This window comes from Acidimicrobiia bacterium (genome assembly GCA_035651955.1).
Lineage (GTDB): Bacteria > Actinomycetota > Acidimicrobiia > IMCC26256 > JAMXLJ01 > JAMXLJ01.
In genome coordinates this window covers 1-19,477 of sequence record DASRES010000002.1, presented here as the reverse complement: position 1 = coordinate 19,477, position 19,477 = coordinate 1, and the positions used below count along the sequence as shown (strand labels likewise).

Below are 19,477 nucleotides of genomic sequence, written 5' to 3'. Positions count from 1 at the left end.
GTTGTCACGTCGTCGGCAGGCCGAGGATGCGCGTCGCGACGATGTTCTTCTGGATCTGGGACGTGCCGCCCATCACGCTCTGCGCGCGGCTGTAGAGGTACGTCTTCAGCGCGACGTCCTCACCGTCGAGCGCGGCCCGCGCGCCCGACACGTCGAGCGCCGCGGCGCCGACGGTCTGCTCGACCCACGTCATGAGCAGCTTGTCGACCGAGCCGCCGGGGCCGTGCTCGACCCCGTCGAGACGCTCGGACAGCCGCCGGCAGACGTGGAGGCGGAGCATCTCGGCCTGCACGTACGCCCACGCGACCGCCGCGCGTTGGTCGTCGCGGTACGCACCTGGGTCCGCCCGCACCGTGTGCTCGAGCTCCTTCACGGTCTTCGCGTACCGCGCGACGTATCCGAGCTCGCCCGGCTCGCGCTCGTGGCTGACGATCGTCATCGCGACGCGCCAGCCCTCTCCGGGCCCGCCGATCATGTTCGCGGCCGGGACGCGCGCGCCGTCGAACAGGACCTGCCCGAACTCCTTCGTGATCCCGTTGATCATCCGCAACGGCCGCTGCTCGACGCCGGGCTGCCGCATCGGCAGCGCGAACGCGGTGATGCCCTTGTGCTTCGGCACGTCGGGATCCGTGCGCGCGAGGAGGAAGCACCAGTCGGCGACGTCGGAGTAGCTCGTCCAGATCTTGTGCCCGTGGACCACGTACTCGTCGCCTTCGCGCGTGGCAGTCGTGCGCAGCGACGCGAGGTCCGAGCCGGCGTCGGGCTCGCTGAAGCCCTGGCACCACCGGTCGCGCCCGCTGATGAGCCCGGGCAGGAACCGATCCTTGATCTCGTCGCTGCCGTGCGTGCCGATCCCCTGCACCAGGTACCCGAGGCTCGGGCGGGGCGGCGCGCCCGCCGCGGCGAGCTCCTCGTCGAGGATGACCTCGTAGACGGTCGGCAGGTCGTGGCCGCCGTAGCGCGTCGGCCAGCTCAGGCCGAAGAACCCCGCGTCGTAGAGCGCGGTGTGCCACTCGGCCTGGCGGGCCCAGTACTCGTCGTCGGTGGACGACGCGGGCAGCCCGGGGTTGTTGTCGACGAGCCACGCGCGCAGACGCGCGCGGAACTCGGCCTCCTCGGGCGAGTCACGGAAGTCCATCGCCGACCTCGAGTTGATGGTCGATTCCGCTGCGCCGTCCCGCCTCCGGCAACGGCTCCGCTCCATCTCCTACCGCGAGACGGTCTCGCTGCAGCGCGCGCAGGTGCTCGCCGTCGTCGCCGAACCACCGCGACGACAGCAGCGCGCGGCGCAGGTAGACGTGCACGATGCACTCCCACGTGTTCCCGATGCCGCCGTGGACCTGCACCGCGGTCTCGCACACGGTCCGTGCGGCGCGTGCACAGTAGGTCTTCGCGACGCGTCCGGCCGCGAGCGCCTCGCTGGGCGGGAGGTCGTCGACGGCCCACGACGCGTGCAGCGCGACGCTCAGCGATCCCTCCATCAGGCAGCGCGCCTCGGCCAACAGGTGCTGCACGGCTTGGAACGACCCGACGGGGACGCCGTATTGGCGCCGTTCCTTCGCGTACTCGACGGTCACGTCCAGGACGCCGCGCATGATCCCGACGAGATCCGCGGCAGTGAGCGCGAGGCCGAGCGCGGTCCACGACGCGACGTCGTCGCCCGTGATCGCGCGCGACTGACCGGACACGTCGACGACGGGCGCGCCGACCAGGATCGCCTGCACCGCGCGGGTGAGATCCGCGCCGTCGCGCTCGATCTCGCGCTCGAGACGAATGCGTCCGAGACGGTGCGCGTCGCCGTCGCGCACGAGCACGAGCGCGACGTCGGCATCGCCGGCATCGGGCGCGTACACCGGCGCGCTCGTCTCGTGACGGTCGGCGACCGCGACGCTGACCAGGTCGGGTGCGAAGCCGACGACCGCGCGGGACGCGCTGCCCGCACCGGCGCGGCGCGCGAGGTCCGCCGCGAGAAGCGGGCCCGCGAACGCGACGTCCGCGACCGCGGCGCCGAGCGCGTCGGCGACGATGCCCGCCTCCACCCCGCCCGCCACCGGCGACCCGTCACCGGCGTCGTCGCGCAGCTCCAGCCACCCCGCGTCGTGCACCGCGGCGGCCAACCGCTTGACGCGCGTGGCGTCGTCCAGGTCGGCGACGTTCGCGGGCCCCAGCCCGCGGGCGAGCTGCCGCGCCGCGCGCCGCAGCTCCGCCTGCTCGGGGCTGTCCCGGGTATCCAACTACCGGCCCTCGCTCGCGCGCGCCAGCAGGCCGCGCGCGATCACGATCCGCTGGATCTCGTTCGTGCCCTCGCCGATCATCATCAGCGGCGCGTCGCGGTAGTAGCGCTCGACCGGCAGCTCCGTCGTGTACCCGACGCCGCCGTGGATGCGCATCGCCTCGGTCGCGACCTCGAACGCGGTCTCGCTCGCGAAGAGCTTCGCCATCCCGGCCTCGACGTCGCAGCGCTCCCCCGCCTGCCTGCGCTCGGCCGCCGAGATCGTCAGCAGGCGCGACGCCTCGAGCCGGGTCGCCATGTCGGCGAGCTTCATCTGGATCGCCTGGTGCTGCGCGATCGGCTTGCCCATCGTCTCGCGCTGTTGCGCGTAGGCGAGCGCGGCGTCGAACGCGGCCCGTGCGACCCCCACGGCCCGGGCCGCGATGTTGATGCGGCCGATCTCGAGCACGCTCAGGATCTGGGGCAGGCCGCGGCCGGGCGCGCCGATCAGCGCGTCGGCCGGGAGCCGGTGGTCCGCGTAGCTCATCTCGACGGTCTCGATGCCGCGGTAGCCGAGCTTGCCGACGTTCTTCGACACCGAGAGGCCACCGAAGCGGGGCCCGGGCTCCTTCTCGACCGCGAAGGCGGAGACACCTTCGTCCGTGCGCGCCGCGAGCGCGACGATGCCCGCGCGCTCGCCGTTGGTGACCCAGGCCTTCGTGCCGTTGACGACCCACTCGTCGCCGTCGCGGACAGCGCGACACGAGATGTTGCGCGTGTCGGTGCCGGCGTCGGGCTCGGACAGCGAGAGCGCGCCACGCCGCTCCCCCGTCGCCATCTGCGGCAGCCAGCGCTGCTTCTGCTCGTCGGTCCCGAAGTTCGCGATCAACGTCGCGCACATCGTGTGGGTGTTGATGACGCCCGACAGCGACATCCACCCGTACGACAGCTCCTCGATCACCCCGATGTACGTGAGGAGGTCGAGCCCGAGACCGCCGTAGGTCTCCGGGATCGTGATCCCGAACAGTCCGAGGTCCTTCATCGTGGCGACGATCTCGGCCGGGTACTCGTCGCGCTGCTCCATCGCGGTCGCGACGGGCGTCACGTCGCGCGCGACGAACGTGCGCACCGTCTCGATCATCTCCCGGCGGATGTCCGGGTCGGTGGACGTGGTCATGTCGAAAGGATCGAGACGCCTGCGGTGCCGGGTGCGCCGTAGAGCTGGGTGTAGCCGACGGACGGGTTGCCGGGCACCTGCCGGTCGCCGGCCTGACCGCGCAGCTGCAGCACGACCTCGTGCACCTGGCGCAGCCCGGACGCACCGATCGGCTCGCCGTTCGCGGTGAGCCCGCCGTCGGTGTTGACCGGCAGACGGCCGTCGATCTCGAGCTCACCGCGCGCGACCAGCGCCTCCTGCTCGCCGTCCGCGCAGAAGCCGTTCTCGGCCAGATGGATCACCTCCGCGCCGGCGTCGGTGTCCTGCAACTGGATGACGTCGACGTCGTCCGGACCGATCCCTGCGGTCTCGAACGCGGCGCGGGACGCGTCGACGGTCGGGCCGGGTGTCTCCTCGATCGGCAACCACGGGCTGTGCACCTCGAACGCGCCGAGCCGCCGCGTGCGCACGGTCGTCGCGCGCAGGTAGATCGGCGTGTCGGTGTAGCGGTGCGCCTGATCGGCCCGGCACAGCACGACCGCCGCGGCACCCTCGTCCGGGCTGCAGAACATGTACTGCGTCAACGGCCAGTTGAGGACCGGCGACGCGAGGATCTCCTCCTCGCTCAACGCCTTGCGCCGGAACGCGTTCGGATTGCGCGCCCCGTTGCGGTAGTTCTTCGCCGCCACCCTCGCAAGCGTCTCACGCGAGATCCCGTGGTCGTGCATGTACTTGTTGATCTTCATCCCGAAGAACTTCGTCGTCAGGAAGTGGCCGAGCTCCCCGTACCACGACGGGCACGCGTACAGCCGCGGATCCGCGCTGAACGCGCCCGGCAGGTGCTTGTCCATCCCGACCGCGACACCGAGGTCGTACTCGCCGAGCCGGATCGTGTTCGCCGCGAGCGTGAGCGCGCTCGCCGCGGTCGCGCAGCCGTTGTAGACGTCGGTGAACGGGATGCCGGTCAGGCCCAGGAGCGCGACGACGGCGTCCGGGTTGTCCACCTCGTAGCTCCCGCCGAACGCGAACTGCACGTCGCGCCACTCGACGCCGGCGTCCGCGAGCGCGCGGCGGATCGCGACGGCACCCATGTCGATGCCCGTCACGCCGGGGAACCGACCGAACGGGTGCAGCCCGACCCCGATGATCGCGACGTCGTTCGCCATCTCAGGCTCCCCCTCCGCTCGCCGCATCACCGACGGGCGCGAACGCGAACGTCACGACCTCGTTGCCCTCGTCGTCGGTGCGGAACGGCACGATCGCGAGCTCCATCTCCATCCCGTCACGCAACACGGCGGGGTCCGCCTCGGTCAGGCGGCTCTCGACCTTCACCTCGCCCGGCAGCTCGACGTACCCGATCCCGTACGGCACGAACGCGTCACCCGTCGGCCCGCTGTACGGCGGCGACGGCGGCGGGAAGCTCTGCGTCGTCCACGCCCACAACCGACCGCGCCGGGGCAGCAGGTGCTCCTCCATGTCGGTGAACGCGCACCGCGGGCACGACTCCTGCACCGGGAACGTCACGATCCCGCACGACGTGCACCGGCTCCCGATGAGTTGCGGGTCGTCGCTCGGCCACGTGAACAGTGCGTCCGCGACGGGAACGCGGGCCATCATTCTCCCTTCGCCGCGAGCACCCGCGCGCGCAGCTCGTCCTTCACGACCTTGCCGGTCGCGTTCAGTGGCAGGGCGTCGACGAACTCGACACGGCGCGGCGCCTTGTAGTTCGCCATGTTGGCGCGCGACCAGTGGATGATCTCGGCGGCGTCCGCGGGAGCGCCCGGCTCCGGTACGACGAACGCCATGCCGACCTCGCCCAACCGCTCGTCGGGCACGCCGATCACGGCCACCTGCGAGATGCTCGGATGGCGCAACAGGAGGTTCTCGATCTCGGCCGGGTAGGCGTTGAACCCGCCGACGATGAACATGTCCTTGATGCGACCCACGATGCGCAGGTACCCCTCCGCGTCGAACGTGCCGAGATCGCCGGTGTGCAGCCACCCGTCCGCGTCGATCGCCGCCGCGGTCGCCTCGGGGTCGTCGAGGTAGCCGCGCATCACGGTCTCGCCGCGCACCACGACCTCGCCCGGCTCGTCGACGCCCGCGTCCGCGCCTGACTGCGTCACGGTGCGCACCTCGAAGCCGGGCCACGGCACCCCGACCGTCGTGGCGATGTGCTCGAAGTCGTCGTCCGGTCTGCTCCCCGTCACCGTGCCCGCCTCGGTCAGCCCGTAGCCGGTGAGGATCCGCTCGAACGGGAGCTCCTCGCGCACCCGCCTGATGAGCTCGACGGGGATGTCGGCCGCGCCCGTCACGGCCAGCCGGAGGCTCGAGATGTCACGGCGCGCGCGGTCGGGTGCGTCGAGCAGCGACTGGTAGAGGGTCGGCGCCCCGGGTAGCACGGTGATGCGCTCGCGCTCGACGATCTCCAGCACGATGCCGGCGTCGAACACCGCGAGCGGGTAGATGGTCGCGCCGCGCATGAGCGACGCGAGGCAGCCCGCCTTGTACCCGAAGATGTGAAAGAACGGGTTGACGATCAGGTAGCGGTCGCCGGTTCGCAGGCCGGCCCAGTCGCACCAGTCGAGGTACGCGCGCAGCGCCTGTGCGTGGGCCATGACGACACCCTTGGGGTTGCCCGTCGTCCCCGACGTGAACACGACGTCGCTCGGGTCGTCCGGTCCGATCGACGCGACGCGCGCGTCGACGTCGCGCTCGCCGACCGCGGTGCCGCGCGCGACGAACTCGTCCCACGAGACGGACGTGCCGTCCGCCTCGCCCGCGAGGAGCACCACGTGGTCGAGCGCGGGCAGGTCGACGCCCGCTTCGCGCAGGAGCGCGGGATAGTCGGTGTCGAGGAACCCGCGCACGGTGAACAGCACGCGCGCGCCGCTGCGCCCGAGCACGTAGCCCGCCTCGGCGCCGCGGAAGCGCGTGTTCACCGGGACGAGGACGCCGCCCGCGGTCGTCACCGCGAGCGCGGCCACGATCCACTCGAGCGAGTTCGGGGCCCACACCGCGACGCGCTCGCCTGGTCCGATGCCGCATGCCACGAGCGCGCGGGCGGCGGCGGACACCATCGAGGAGAGCTCGGCGAACCCGACCCGGCGGTCGCCGTCGACGACCGCTTCCGTGTCGCCGAAGCGGCGCCCTGCGTCCCGGACCATCGCGGGGATCGTGGGCCACGTGACCTCGCTGCGGTGCACGCGCGCGGACGCTACCTGGAAAGCGGCCTTCCGGCAACCGCGAACGACGTTCTCGGCCTCAGCGGGGGACGTCGCCGGCCAGCGTGACGCGGTGCATCCGGCGGGTGAAGCCGTCGTAGTCGTTCACCGGGTTGTGCATCGCGCACCGGTTGTCCCACAGCGCGAGCGATCCCACATCCCAGTGGAACCGGCAGGTGTGCTCGGGCCGCACGGAGTGCTCGAAGAGGTAGCGGAGCAGCGGGCGGCTCTCCTCCTCGGTCATGTCGGTGAAGCGGGCCGTGTGCGCGACGTTCACGTACAGCGCCTTCCGACCCGTCTCCGGGTGGGTCCGCACCACGGGGTGCTCGGCGACGAACTCCTTCTCCTCGTCGAACCCGCTGTCGCCGATGCGGTCCTCGCGGGTCTTCGACACGTCGGCGAGCGCGGAGCTGTTCACGGCGCGCAGGCTGTCGAGCACGCGGCGGAGGCCCGGCGACAGCGCCTCGTACGCCGCGTACATGTTGGCGAAGAGTGTGTCGCCACCGTACGGAGGGACCTCCCGGGCGACGAGCAGCGTCGCCATCGGCGGCCGCTCGAGGTACACGGTGTCGCTGTGCCAGATGCCGCCGAAGTTCACCGTCTCGTGCGGGAGCTTCGTGACCGCGATGATCTCCGGGTAGCCGTCGATCCCCTTCACGAACGGGTACTCGACCGGCTCGCCGATCCGGCGGGCGAACGCGAGGAGCTCCTCCGGTCCGAGGACCTGGTCACGGAAGAAGACGACGAGATGCTCCAGCCAGGCCCGCCGGATCTCGGCGACCGTCTCGTCCGCGAGGTCGGCCGCGAGGTCGACACCGCCGATCTCGGCTCCCAGCGCGCCCGCGATCGGTGCCACCGAGATGGTGCGGTACGCGCTCGGCCCGGCCGTCGTCTGGATCGTCATGTTCCCGAGAGTCTGGCCGTTCGGGCGCCGGGGTGTCGACGTGACGGTCCGGTCGGCGACAGGCGGAAAAGCGGCTAGCATAGAGCGAGAACATGGTTCTCACCGCGTACGCCGCACCCGCGCCCGGGGACACGCCGATGCCGCCCGACCACGACTACCACGCGCTGCGCGTCGTCGACGTCGTCGACGAGACGGCCGACACGCGGTCGTTCGTGCTCGACATCCCGCCCGAGCTCGCGGAGACGTTCGCGTACGCGGCCGGGCAGTTCTGCACCTTCCGGGCGACGATCGACGGCGAGGCGGTCGTGCGCAGCTACTCGATGTCGAGCTCGCCCGACACCGACGACCGCTTCGTCACGACGGTGAAGCGCGTCCCCGGCGGCCGGATGTCGAACTGGATGAACGACACGCTGTCGCCGGGCGACGAGATCGACGTCATGCGCCCGACCGGCCTGTTCGTGCTGCGCGCGACGGACGCGCCGATCGTCGCGTTCGCGGGCGGCAGCGGGATCACGCCCGTCATCTCGATCGTGAAGAGCGCCCTCGCGACGACCACGCGCTCGATCCGGCTCGTGTACGCCAACCGCGACGCGGACTCCGTGATCTTCGCCCGCGAGCTCGAGCGGTTGCGCGCGACGTCGGACGGCCGGCTCGAGGTCCACCACCACCACGACGCCGAGCGCGGGTTCCTCGACGCGCCGGCGTGCGCGGCGTTCGCCGGCGAGCTCGCGCACGCGGACTTCTACATCTGCGGTCCGGCCGCGTACATGGACGTCGTGCAGGCCGGCCTGGCGACGCTCGGCGTCGACGACCACCAGGTGTTCGTCGAGCGGTTCGTCGCGCCGGACGAGCTCGCGACCGCCGCCGACCAGGCGACGACGACCGCCACCGAGTCGGTGGTGATCAAGCTGAACGGGAAGCGCACGACGGTCGCCTACCACGCGGGCGACACGATCCTGGAGACCGCGCGTCGTGGCGGTCTCACCCCGCCGTTCTCGTGCGAGCAGGGCAACTGCGCGACGTGCATGGCCCACCTCGACGAGGGGTCTGTGCGCATGCGTGTGAACAACGCGCTCACGCCGGAGGAGGTCGCGGACGGCTGGGTCCTCACGTGCCAGTCGCTCCCGCAGAGCACCGAGGCGGTCGTCGACTACGACGCGTGAGCCGGCAACCGGGTTCTCGCCACGGGAGACCGGCTTTGCCGCGCGCCCACCGATCGTCCATACTCGCCGCCCTCGCGAACCGCGGACGAGGAGAGAGACATGGGCCGCGTCGCCGTCGTCACCGGGGCCGCCTCGGGCATGGGACTCGCCGTCGGGCGCCACCTCGCGGGCGCCGGTCACCGCGTCGCGCTGCTCGACCTCGACGGCGACGGTGTCCAGCGCGCCGCGGACGACCTCGGCGCGACGGGCGCGCAGGCGGTCGGCGCGCAGGTCGACGTCACCGACCGCGCCGCCGTCGACGACGCGCTCCGCAAGGTGCGGGCCGAGCTCGGCCCGGTCGAGATCGTCGTGACGAGCGCGGGCTTCGACGAGTTCCGCCCGTTCACCGACATCACCGTCGAGGCATGGGAGCGGATGCTCGCGGTCAACCTCACGGGGACCTTCCACTGCATCCAGCTCGCGGTCCCCGACATGCTGGCGGCGCAGTGGGGACGGATCGTCACGATCTCGTCGTCGAGCGCGCAATCCGGTACGACACGCATGGCGCACTACGTCGCGTCGAAGGGCGGCGTCATCGGGCTCACGAAAGCGCTCGCGCTCGAGCTCGCGCCCCACGGCATCACCGTCAACACGATCCCGCCCGGCTTCATCGACACGCCGATGGCCCGGCGCGCGGAGCAGCGCGGCGACCTGCCCAGCATCGACGCGGTCGCGGCGCGCACACCCGTCCGCCGGGCCGGCACGCCCGACGACATCGCGGCCGCGTGCGCGTTCCTGTGCTCGGAACAGGCCGGGTACATCACCGGGCAGGCACTGAACGTGAACGGCGGCTGGTACCTGTGACCCCCAGCGGTCGGCAACGCATCCCGCCTCTGCCGCGCGAGCGCTGGGACGACGACGTCCGCGCCGCGTTCGAGGCCGGCTTCGGGAAGCAGGTGACGGACCGGTTCTTCACCGACGGTCCCGACGCACAGCGCGCGCCGAACGCACTGACGACGCTCATGCACCACCCCCGTCTCGCTCGCAGGTTCCTCGCGTACAACGGCGTCCTGCTGTTCGATCCCGCGCTCGAGCCGCGCCTGCGCGAGCTCGCGGTGTTGCGCGTCGCGTGGCGGACGCGCTCGCGCTACGAGTGGGTGCAGCACGTCCGCATGGCGGAACGGGTCGGCATCACCGCCGACGAGATCGACGCGATCGCGCGTGGCGCGCAGGACGACGGGTGGAGCGCGATCGAGCGGGACGTCCTGACCGCGACCGACGAGCTGATCGACGGCTACCGGATCGCGGACGACACCTGGACGCGGCTCGCCGAGCACCTGGACGAGCGGCGCCTCGTCGAGCTCGTGTACGTCGTCGGCACGTACACGTGCCTGGCCATGGTCTTCAACAGCCTCGGCCTCGAGCTCGACCCGGAGCTGGCGTCCGTCCCCGCGCCCACCCTCCCGGACCCCTAGCGGACGAGCCGGAAACCGGCTTCTCGTACGTCGAGATCCGTGTTATCGTCCCGTGTCGACACGAGCGGAGGACACCCGCATGCCGCACTTCACCAAGCCGGACGAGGGCAGCTGGACTGCGCACTACCCCGAGCTCGGGACCGCGCCGGTGTCGTACGCCGACTCGACGTCGCCCGAGTTCTACGAGCTCGAGCGCGACGCGATCTTCGGCCGCACGTGGCTGAACGTCGGGCGCGTCGAGCAGCTGACCCGGAAGGGCAGCTACTTCACGAAGGAGCTCGACGCGGCGCGCACGTCCGTGGTCGTCGTGCGGGGCATGGACGACGAGATCCGCGCGTTCCACAACATCTGCCGTCACCGCGGCAACAAGCTCGTGTGGCAGGACTACCCGCGCGAGGAGACGAGCGGGTTCTGCCGCCAGTTCACGTGCAAGTACCACGGTTGGCGCTACGCGCTCGACGGCCAGTGCACGTTCGTGCAACAGGAGCAGGAGTTCTTCGACCTCGACAAGGCCGACTACTCGCTCGCGTCGGTGCAGTGCGAGGTGTGGGAGGGATGGATCTTCGTCAACCTCGACGACGCGAACACCACGCCGCTGCGCGAGTACCTCGGTGAGCTCGGCAAGGGTCTCGAGGGGTACCCGTTCCACGAGCTGACGCAGGTGCACAAGTACCGCGCCGAGATCGGCGCGAACTGGAAGCTCTTCATCGACGCCTTCACCGAGTTCTACCACGCACCCGTGCTGCACGCGAAACAGGCCGTGTCCGACGAGTCGTCGAAGCTGCAGGAGTACGGATACGAGGCGCTCGCGTACGGCATCGACGGACCGCACGGCATGGTGTCGTCGTGGGGCGGCATGTCGCCACCGAAGGACCTCGACATGGTGAAGCCGATCGAGCGCGTGTTGCGCAGCGGTCTGTTCGGCCCGTGGGACGCGCCCGACATCGGCCTCGACGAGCTACCTCCCGGCCTGAACCCCGCGCGGCACAAGGCGTGGGGCATGGACTCGTTCCTGTTCTTCCCGAACTTCATGCTCCTGATCTGGAAGCCGAACTGGGTGCTCACGTACCACTACTGGCCGACGTCGTACAACACGCACATCTTCGAGGGGACGTGCTACTTCGCGCCGCCGAAGAGCGCGCGCGAGCGGATCGCGCAGGAGCTCGCCGTCGTCACGTTCAAGGAGTACGCGCTGCAGGACGGCAACACGCTCGAGGCGACGCAGTCGATGCTCGAGGCGCGCACGCCGGTGAAGACGTTCCCGCTCAACGACCAGGAGGTCCTGCTCCGCCTCCTGCACCACACCGCGCGCGAGTACGTCGAGGACTACCAGCGGCAGGTGAAGACGCCATGACGTTCCCCGAGCAGTTCGCGTCGCTCGAGCCGTTCGCGGGCTGGGCGCTGCCGACCGAGCGCGAGCGCTACGACAAGCGGATCGCGAGCACGATGGCGGAGCTGCAGGCGTTCTACGACGCAGCGTTCCCGTGCTTCGAGGAGGCCCTCTCCTACCTCGACCAGTTCGCGCTCGACGCGATGCCGGAGGAGGCGTACCGGCTGATGTGGCTGTACTGCGCGCTCGTCACGGTGTCGTTCCCCGTCGAGGTGTGGCGCCAGCCCCGCGTGCCCGACAGCGGAGCGTCGAGCTTCGACGAGGTCGCGGCCCCCGCGATCTGACCCCACCCCGCCTCCGTTCTGTGAAGCGTCATCCACACGTCGTGTGTCTGAGGCTTCACAGAAGCGCTGGTGGTCAGGACGTGAGGACGGGGAGGCGCTCCCAGCCCCGCACGGTCGACGTGCGCGCCTGCACCGCGTTGACGCGGTCGACCTCCCACGTCGGGAACCGCTGCAGGACCTCGTCGAGCGCGACGCGCCCCTCCATGCGGGCGAGCGCGGCACCCAGGCAGAAGTGGATGCCGTAGCCGAACGCGAGGTGGTGGTCGATCGTGCGGTGGATGTCGAAGCGGTCGCCGTCCGGGAACTTGCGGTCGTCGCGGTTGCCCGACGCCGTCAGCAGGAGCATCACGCTCCCGGCCGGGACGGTCCGGCCGTGGTGCTCGACGTCCTTCGTCACGAAGCGGGCCTGGACCGGTGAGGGCGACTCGTAGCGCAGGATCTCCTCGATCGCGTTCGGCACGAGGCTGCGGTCATCGACCAGCTCGCGTCGCTGCTCCGGGTGGTCGGCGAGCACCTTGCCCGTCCAGCCGATGAGGCGGGTCGTCGTCTCGTTGCCCGCGCCGGCGAGGAGGTTCACGTAGTTGAGGACCTCGTCGCGGGTCAGCCGCTTCTTCTGCCCGTCGACGTCGTCGTACTCGGCTTGGAGGAGCTGTGTCATGAGATCGTCGGACGGGTGCTTCGCGCGCCAGTCGATGTACTCGGCGAACACGTTGCCCTGATCGAATCCGCTGCCGTACTGCGCCTCGAAGTCGGGCATCTCGCCTTCGGTCAGCCGCAGACCGTCGTCGATGCGGTCGCGGATGGCCTCCTGGTCGGTCTCGGGGATGCCGAGCAGCATGCCGATGGTCCGCATCGGCATCTGCGCGCCGAGGTCGCGGATGAAGTCGAACCCGCCCGCACCGACGAGTGGATCGAGTGCGCGCGCGCAGAACTCGCGGATCTTCGGCTCGAGCTCCGCGACGCGCCGTGGCGTGAACACGCGCGACAGCAGCCCGCGATGGAGGTCGTGGGTGGGCGGGTCCTCGAAGATGATCGAGCCGGGAGGGATCTCCATGCTGCTCTTGATGAGCTCGAGGACGGTGCCGCGCGCGGAGCTGTAGGTGCGCCAGTCGAGCGACGCCCGCTCGACGTCCTCGAAGCGGCTGAGCGCGAAGAAGCCGTAGCGGTCGTTGTGGTACAGCGGCTGCTCGTCGCGCAGGCGCTTCCAGATCGGGTACGGGTTCGAGTCGATCTCGAAGTCGTACGGGTCGTAGTAGACGTCCGGCTCCGTCGCGGTCATCGCCGTCTCCTCGCTCGCCGCCCGTGCGGAAGTGACATTATCGCTCGGCAAGAGTAGGGTTCTCGCGGTACCGACCGGGAGGCCGCGGGATGCGCGTCGGCGTCATGATCGGCCCCGAACGGGGACGCTACGCCACCAAGGTGGAGCGGTTGCGCGCCGACGGTCGGTGGGCCGAGGAGGCCGGCTTCGCGTCGGTGTGGATCCCCCAGATCCCCGACGACTTCGACGCCCTCACGGCCGTCACGCTCGTCGGCGAGCAGACGAGCCGCATCGAGATCGGCACCGCGGTCGTCCCGATCCAGCCCCGCCACCCCATCGCGCTCGCGCAGCAGGCGCTTGCGACGCAAGCCGTGTGCGGCGGTCGCCTCTCGCTGGGGCTGGGCGTCTCGCACCACTGGGTCGTCGAGGACATGCTCGGCCTCCCGTACGACAAGCCCGTCGCGACGATGCGCGACTACCTCGACGTGCTGGACGCCGCGCTGGCCGGGCCGGGCACGGTCGACGTCGAGAACGATCACTTCCGGGTCCACAACCCGCTCGACATCACCGACGTCACGCCCACACCCGTGCTGCTCGCCGCGCTCGGTCCCGTGATGCTGCGCCTCGCGGGCGAGCGTACCGACGGCACGATCCTGTGGATGGCGGACGAGAAGGCGATCGCGTCACACGTCGTCCCGACGATCACGCGCGCGGCCGACGCCGCGGGCCGATCGGCGCCGCGGGTCGTCGCGGGCATCCCGGTCTGCCTGTGCGGCGACGACGAGGTCGAGGCCGCGATCGCGCGGACCAACCGGATCCTCGCCGAGGCCGAGGTGTCACCGAACTACCAGCGGCTGCTCGAGCACGGGGACGCGCGCGAGGTCGGCGACATCCTCGCGGCGGGGAGCGAGTCGACCATCGAGAAGCGGTTCCGGGCGTTCGCCGACGCCGGTGTGACCGACCTGTCCCTGCGCATCGTGCCGATCGGCCGCGGTCGCGACGAGCTGATCGCGTCGATGCAGCGCACGCGCGCGTTCCTCGCGTCGTTCGACGGCTCCCTCTGACATGACGGACGACGACGCCCTGCAACGCGCGTATGCCGCCCGGCGCGCCGTGCTCGGCGACGAGTACGTCGACCGGGTGACGGATGTCGAGGGAGCCGCGGCCGAGTTCCAGGACTACATCACGTCGATGGCGTGGGGCGTCTGGGCGCGGGGCGGGCCGCTCAGCACGCGCGACCGCAGCTTGCTCGTGATGGCGATGACCGCCGCGCTCGGACGGATGGAGGAGTTCCGGATCCACGTCGCCGCGTCGACGCGCGCGGGCGTGACCGACGCCGAGGTCGACGAGCTGCTGTTCCAGATCGCGGCGTACTGCGGCGGCCCGGCGGGCGTCTCGGCACGACGGGCGGTCACCGCGGTGCGCGCACAACGGGGGTGAGCGCGCGGGTGGACGGGACGGTCGGCTGCGTCGGTCTCGGCAACATGGGCCGCGCGCTCGCCGCGAACCTCGTCGCGTCCGAGCACGCCGTCGTCGCGTACGACGCCGCCGGCGCGGAGCGCGCACCCGAAGGGGTGACGTTCGTGGACGGCGTCGCCGCCGTCGCGCGCGGCGCGGACGTCGTGGTGCTCAGCCTGCCGGACGGCGCCGCGTCCGAGCAGGTGGCGCGCGCGATCGTCGCGACGGGCGGCCGTCGCACCACCGACGTCGTCGACACGTCGACGATCGGGGTGCGCGCCGCCGAGCGCGTGAGCGCGCTGCTCGCCGACGACGGCGTCGCGTACGTCGACGCGCCGGTGTCGGGCGGCGTCGCCGGCGCACGAGCACGCACGCTGACCGTGATGTACGCGGGCTGCGACGACGCGTGCGCGCGTGTCGAGCCGGTCCTCGCGGGCCTGAGCGACCGGCGACGCCGCGTCGGCGACCGGCCCGGGTTGGCCCAGGCGATGAAGCTCGCCAACAACTTCCTGTCCGCGACGGCGCTCGCCGCGACGAGCGAGGCAGTCGCGTTCGGCACGTCGGTCGGCCTCGACATGGCGACGATGCTCGACGTGCTGAACGATGCGAGCGGGCGGAGCGCGGCGACCGAGGACAAGTTCCCGAACCACGTCCTGACCGGTCGCTACGCGTCGGGCTTCACGAGCACGCTGATGGCGAAGGATCTCGCGCTCTATCTCGGCGCGGTCGCGGAGCGCGCCGGGCCGTCGTCGCTCGGCACGGCGACCGCGTCGGTGTGGGAGCAGTTCGCCGCGGCGGAGCCGGGCGCCGACTTCACGCGCATCTACCCGTTCGTCTCCCGGGAGTCGTGACGGTGGACCACGACCCGCCGCTGACCGGCATCCGGGTGCTGGAGCTCGGCAGCTTCGTCGCCGGCCCCTTCGCCGGCCAGCTGCTCGCCGACATGGGCGCCGAGGTGATCAAGGTCGAGACGCCCGGCGAGGGCGACCCGATGCGGCGGTGGGGTGTGCTGCTCGACGGCCGCAGCATCTGGTGGTCGACGCTCGCGCGCAACAAGCGGCTCGTCGCGCTCGACCTGCGCGACGACGACGCCCGCGCGCTCGTCCGCCGCCTCGCGCTGACGTGCGACGTCGTGCTCGAGAACTTCGCTCCCGGCCGCCTCGAGCAGTGGGGGCTCGGCTACGACGACCTGAGCGCCGAGAACCCCCGTCTCGTGATGACGCGCGTCTCCGGGTTCGGCCAGACCGGTCCGCGCGCCGGCGAGCGGGGCTTCGGCAGCATCGGCGAGGCGATGGGCGGGCTGCGCGAGCTCACCGGGTCACCCGACCGTCCGCCGGCACGCGCCGCCGTCTCGCTCGGGGACCAGATCGCGGGCCTGTTCGCGGCGTTCGGAACGGTCGTGGCGCTGCGGGCGGCGGAGCGTGACGGCGTCGGCCAGCTCGTCGACGTCGCGCTGTACGAAGCGGTGTTCGCGTTGATGGAGTCGCTCGTCGCCGACTACGAGCTGACCGGCGCGGTGCGCACGCGCACCGGCGGGACCCTGCCGGGAGTCGCGCCGTCGAACGCGTATCCGACCGGCGACGGCCGCAGCGTGATGATCGCCGCGAACGCCGACGCGATCTTCACGCGGCTGGCGGAGGCGATGGGACAGCCCGAGCTCGCGACCGATCCGCGCTACGCGACCCACGTCGCGCGCGGTGAGCGGATGGACGAGCTCGACGACATCGTCGCCTCGTGGACCCGCACGCTCGACTTCGAGACGATCGACGCGACGTTGGAGCGCGCGGCCGTGCCGCACGGGCTCATCTACCGTGCGCCCGACATGCTCGAGGACCCGCAATACCTCGCGCGCGAGACGATCCGGCGCGTGCACGACGCCGTGCTCGACCGCGACGTCGCGATGGCGGACGTCGTGCCACGCCTGTCGCGGACCCCGGGCCGCATCCGGTGGGCCGGGGCGGACGTCGGCGCGCACACCGCGGAGGTCCTCGCCGAGCTTCTGGGAAGCGAAGCGGCCACCATGCGGCCGTCACGCTTCACAGAACGGAACGGGGGTGAGCGACCGACGTGACGGACTGGAAGCGGCGACCGGTCCCGTCGGAGCTCGCGCAGCGCTATCGCGACGCGGGATGGTGGGACGACACGACGCTCGGGACGATGGTCGAGCGCGGCCTCGACACGATGGGCGGGTGCGCGTTCCGGGTCCGCTCCGACGTGCACCCGTGGACCGGGACCTTCGCGGACGTCGACCGGGCCGCACGGTCGCTCGCCGCGACCTTGCAGGCGCGCGGCGTCGGGCCCGGCGACGTCGTCGTGTTCCAGCTCCCGAACTGGGTCGAGGCCGGCATCACGTTCTGGGCCGCCGCGTACCTCGGCGCGATCGTCGTCCCGGTCGTGCACTTCTACGGCGCGAAGGAGGTCGAGTACATCCTGCGCGCCACCGCGCCCGACGTCGTCGTCACCGCGGACCGGTTCGGTCACGTCGACCATCTCGCGATCTACGACGAGCTCCTCGCGCGCGACGGCGCTCCGCTGTGGCTCGTCGCGGGCGACGCCGTCACGCGCGACCTGCCGGCCCGCGCGACCGCGTTCACGACTGCGCTCGACGCCGACCCCGTACGCGCGCCGTCCGCCGTCGACCCCGACGCACCCGCGATCGTCGCGTTCACCTCGGGGACGACGCGCGACCCGAAGGGCGTCGTCCACACGCACCGCACGATCGCGTGCGAGACCCGCCAGCTCGACTGGATGTTCCCCAAGGGCGGACCGCCGCAGATCACCGGCGCGCCGGTGGGTCACTTCATCGGCATGGTGAACGCGTTCCTGGTGCCCCTGCTGCGCGACCGGCCCGTCAACCTCGTCGACGTGTGGGACCCGGGCGAGATCCTCCGGATGATGAAGGAGGAGGGCCTCGGCGTGAGCGGCGGCGCGACGTACTTCCTCACGAGCCTCCTCGATCATCCCGACTTCACGGACGAGCACCTCGCGCTCATGCCGTTCGCCGGCCTCGGCGGCTCACCGGTTCCCGTCGCGGTCATGGAGCGCCTGAAGCGACTCGGGATCGACGCGTTCCGCTCGTACGGCAGCACCGAGCACCCGTCGATCACGGGTTGCCTGCTCGCGGAGCCCGAGACGAAGCGCCTCACGACCGACGGTCGGGCGCTCCCGGGCGTGGAGGTCCGGCTCGAGGACGACGGCGAGATCGTCAGCCGCGGGCCCGATTGCTGCGTCGGCTACACCGACGCTGCGCTGACCGCGCAGATGTTCGACGACGACGGCTGGTACCGGACCGGCGACGTCGGTGTCCTCGACGACGACGGGTACCTCACGATCACCGACCGCGTGTCCGACGTCATCATCCGCGGCGGCGAGAACATCAGCGCGCAGGAGATCGAGGAGCTCATGATGGGACTCGACGCGATCGCGGAGATCGCGGTCGTCGCGGCGCCCGACGCCCGGCTCGGCGAGCACGCCGCTGCGGTGTTCCGGCTCCACGACGGGATGCGCGCGCCGACGCTCGACGAGGTGCGCGCGCACCTCGCGGCGGCCGGGCTGGCCCGGCAGAAGTGGCCCGAGGAGCTGCACGCGGTGCGCGACTTCCCGCGCACGCCGTCGGGCAAGGTCCAGAAGTTCCGCGTCCGCGCGCTGCTGCGCGAGGGCAGGCTGTAGGCCCTCTCCGACGGCGCGGCCCGGCGCCGCGTCGCGGCATGTTCGTCACGAGGTGCGCGCCGCGCGCGTCAGCGTCTCCAGGCTCTCGACCACCGTCTCGAGCGGCGTGCCCGTCGGGTACACCGCAACCGCGCCCGCGGCTTCGAGACGGGCCACGTCGCGCTGTGGGATCGTGCCGCCGACGACGAGCAGCACGTCGTCCGCCCCGGCGTCGCGCAGCGCAGCCGCGGTCTTCTCGGTCAGCGCGACGTGCGCGCCGCTGAGGATGCTCAACCCGACGACCTGCACGTCCTCCTGGACCGCGATGGCCGCGATGGCCGTCGGCCGTTGACGGATGCCGAGGTAGATCACCTCGAACCCCGCGTCCCGCAGCGCGCGCGCGACGAGCTTGGCGCCCCGGTCGTGACCGTCGAGGCCGGGCTTGGCGACGAGCACGCGAACCGGCATCAGAACACCGTCGGCTGCTGGAACTCGCCCCACTCGTCCTTGAGGACGTCGACCATCTCCCCCACCGTGCAGTACGCCTTCGCGCACTCGACGAGATGCGGCATCAGGTTGTCGTCGTCGCGCGCGGCGGCCTTCGCCAGCGCGCCGAGGCACGCGCGCACGTCGGCGGCCGAGCGTGTGCGCTTCACCGCCGCGAGCCGTTCGAGCTGGCGGGCCCGGCCGGTCTCGTCGAGCTCGTAGCCCTCGACCTCCGGCGGCGCCTCGTCGGTCGGGAAGAGGTTCACGCCGACGACCGGTCGCTCGCCGCTCGTCACGGCCTGCTGCACCCGGGACGCCTCGTCCGCGACGAGACCTTGCAGGTATCCGCTCTCGACGGCGTCGACCATCCCGCCGCGCCGCTCGAGGTCGTCCATGATCTCGACGACGCGGGCCTCCATCGCGTCGGTCAGCGCCTCGACGAAGTAGGAGCCGCCGAGCGGATCGGCGACGCGCGCCACGCCGGTCTCGTAGGCGAGGACCTGCTGCGTCCGCAGCGCGAGCGTCGCGGAGTCCTCGCTCGGGAGCGCGAACGGCTCGTCCCACGCGGCGGTGAACATCGACTGCACACCGCCCAGCACGGCGGCCATCGCCTCGTAGGCCACCCGCACCAGGTTGTTCTGCGCCTGCGGGGCATACAGCGATGCACCACCGCACACGCAACCGAAGCGGAACATCGACGCCTTGTCCGTCGTCGCGCCGTAGCGTTCGCGCACGATCGTCGCCCAAAGCCGCCGTCCCGCACGGTATTTCGCGATCTCTTCGAAGAAGTCGCCGTGGGTGTAGAAGAAGAACGAGATCTGCGGGGCGAACTGGTCGATC

At 71.4% G+C, this 19,477-nt stretch carries 20 protein-coding genes; 10 read left to right on the top strand and 10 right to left on the bottom strand.

Going from position 1 to position 19,477, the window contains the following annotated elements; genetic code table 11:
• Window positions 1-4: 4 nt before the first annotated feature.
• The 7 genes from VFC33_00810 to VFC33_00780 all read right to left on the bottom strand — a co-directional run bounded on the left by VFC33_00810 (window position 5) and on the right by VFC33_00780 (window position 7,496).
• Complete coding sequence (locus tag VFC33_00810) at window positions 5-1,138, bottom strand: acyl-CoA dehydrogenase family protein (GenBank protein ID HZR11763.1); 1,134 nt, start codon at window positions 1,136-1,138, stop codon at window positions 5-7.
• Window positions 1,125-2,234, bottom strand: coding sequence for an acyl-CoA dehydrogenase (locus VFC33_00805; protein HZR11762.1), 1,110 nt, complete (start codon window positions 2,232-2,234; stop codon window positions 1,125-1,127). Before VFC33_00805 ends, VFC33_00810 begins: the two co-directional genes overlap by 14 nt.
• Window positions 2,235-3,389, bottom strand: a complete 1,155-nt coding sequence (locus VFC33_00800) for an acyl-CoA dehydrogenase family protein (GenBank protein HZR11761.1) — start codon at window positions 3,387-3,389, stop codon at window positions 2,235-2,237.
• Window positions 3,386-4,534 (bottom strand): thiolase family protein, encoded by a 1,149-nt coding sequence (locus tag VFC33_00795; protein HZR11760.1) that lies wholly within the window; start codon window positions 4,532-4,534, stop codon window positions 3,386-3,388. The genes VFC33_00800 and VFC33_00795 overlap by 4 nt, the downstream gene beginning before the upstream one ends.
• A gap of 1 nt (window position 4,535) precedes the next feature.
• Window positions 4,536-4,982, bottom strand: a complete 447-nt coding sequence (locus tag VFC33_00790) for an OB-fold domain-containing protein (GenBank protein HZR11759.1) — start codon at window positions 4,980-4,982, stop codon at window positions 4,536-4,538.
• Window positions 4,982-6,535, bottom strand: coding sequence for a FadD3 family acyl-CoA ligase (locus tag VFC33_00785; GenBank protein HZR11758.1), 1,554 nt, complete (start codon window positions 6,533-6,535; stop codon window positions 4,982-4,984). The genes VFC33_00790 and VFC33_00785 overlap by 1 nt, the downstream gene beginning before the upstream one ends.
• A gap of 97 nt (window positions 6,536-6,632) precedes the next feature.
• On the bottom strand, window positions 6,633-7,496 hold the full coding sequence (locus VFC33_00780; GenBank protein HZR11757.1) for a TauD/TfdA family dioxygenase: 864 nt from the start codon (window positions 7,494-7,496) through the stop codon (window positions 6,633-6,635).
• Window positions 7,497-7,588: 92 nt separating this feature from the next.
• Between VFC33_00780 and VFC33_00775 the strand changes: the two genes are divergently transcribed.
• From VFC33_00775 to VFC33_00755, 5 genes are all read left to right on the top strand, one after another.
• The gene (locus VFC33_00775; GenBank protein ID HZR11756.1) at window positions 7,589-8,659 is read left to right on the top strand and encodes a ferredoxin--NADP reductase; all 1,071 of its coding nucleotides are present in this window, start codon (window positions 7,589-7,591) and stop codon (window positions 8,657-8,659) included.
• A gap of 99 nt (window positions 8,660-8,758) precedes the next feature.
• Window positions 8,759-9,502, top strand: coding sequence for an SDR family NAD(P)-dependent oxidoreductase (locus VFC33_00770; protein HZR11755.1), 744 nt, complete (start codon window positions 8,759-8,761; stop codon window positions 9,500-9,502).
• Window positions 9,499-10,113, top strand: a complete 615-nt coding sequence (locus VFC33_00765) for a carboxymuconolactone decarboxylase family protein (GenBank protein ID HZR11754.1) — start codon at window positions 9,499-9,501, stop codon at window positions 10,111-10,113. The genes VFC33_00770 and VFC33_00765 overlap by 4 nt, the downstream gene beginning before the upstream one ends.
• A gap of 79 nt (window positions 10,114-10,192) precedes the next feature.
• The gene (locus tag VFC33_00760; protein HZR11753.1) at window positions 10,193-11,467 is read left to right on the top strand and encodes an aromatic ring-hydroxylating dioxygenase subunit alpha; all 1,275 of its coding nucleotides are present in this window, start codon (window positions 10,193-10,195) and stop codon (window positions 11,465-11,467) included.
• Window positions 11,464-11,787 (top strand): hypothetical protein, encoded by a 324-nt coding sequence (locus VFC33_00755; protein HZR11752.1) that lies wholly within the window; start codon window positions 11,464-11,466, stop codon window positions 11,785-11,787. The genes VFC33_00760 and VFC33_00755 overlap by 4 nt, the downstream gene beginning before the upstream one ends.
• Window positions 11,788-11,860: 73 nt before the next feature.
• Here VFC33_00755 and VFC33_00750 read toward each other — a convergent pair whose 3' ends face one another.
• Complete coding sequence (locus tag VFC33_00750) at window positions 11,861-13,066, bottom strand: cytochrome P450 (GenBank protein ID HZR11751.1); 1,206 nt, start codon at window positions 13,064-13,066, stop codon at window positions 11,861-11,863.
• 89 nt (window positions 13,067-13,155) lie between these two features.
• Between VFC33_00750 and VFC33_00745 the strand changes: the two genes are divergently transcribed.
• Genes VFC33_00745 through VFC33_00725 form a run of 5 tightly spaced genes read left to right on the top strand, consistent with a single transcriptional unit; the run spans window position 13,156 to window position 18,172 of the window.
• Window positions 13,156-14,109, top strand: a complete 954-nt coding sequence (locus VFC33_00745; protein ID HZR11750.1) for an LLM class F420-dependent oxidoreductase — start codon at window positions 13,156-13,158, stop codon at window positions 14,107-14,109.
• A 1-nt stretch (window position 14,110) separates the two neighbouring features.
• Window positions 14,111-14,485 carry a carboxymuconolactone decarboxylase family protein gene (locus VFC33_00740; GenBank protein ID HZR11749.1) on the top strand — a complete coding sequence of 125 codons (375 nt, stop codon included), beginning with the start codon at window positions 14,111-14,113 and terminating at the stop codon, window positions 14,483-14,485.
• An 8-nt stretch (window positions 14,486-14,493) separates the two neighbouring features.
• Window positions 14,494-15,354, top strand: coding sequence for an NAD(P)-dependent oxidoreductase (locus tag VFC33_00735; protein ID HZR11748.1), 861 nt, complete (start codon window positions 14,494-14,496; stop codon window positions 15,352-15,354).
• A gap of 2 nt (window positions 15,355-15,356) precedes the next feature.
• A complete protein-coding gene (locus VFC33_00730) occupies window positions 15,357-16,574 on the top strand; it encodes a CaiB/BaiF CoA-transferase family protein (GenBank protein HZR11747.1) in 1,218 nt (405 codons plus the stop codon).
• Window positions 16,571-18,172 carry an AMP-binding protein gene (locus VFC33_00725; protein ID HZR11746.1) on the top strand — a complete coding sequence of 534 codons (1,602 nt, stop codon included), beginning with the start codon at window positions 16,571-16,573 and terminating at the stop codon, window positions 18,170-18,172. The genes VFC33_00730 and VFC33_00725 overlap by 4 nt, the downstream gene beginning before the upstream one ends.
• A 45-nt stretch (window positions 18,173-18,217) precedes the next feature.
• On the opposite strand, the gene VFC33_00720 is transcribed toward VFC33_00725, so the two are convergent.
• Entirely contained in the window at window positions 18,218-18,619 is a 402-nt protein-coding gene (locus tag VFC33_00720) for a cobalamin B12-binding domain-containing protein (GenBank protein HZR11745.1), read from the bottom strand.
• A partial coding sequence (locus VFC33_00715) for a methylmalonyl-CoA mutase family protein (GenBank protein ID HZR11744.1) occupies window positions 18,619-19,477 on the bottom strand: 859 nt, incomplete at its 5' end. The genes VFC33_00720 and VFC33_00715, both read right to left, overlap by 1 nt.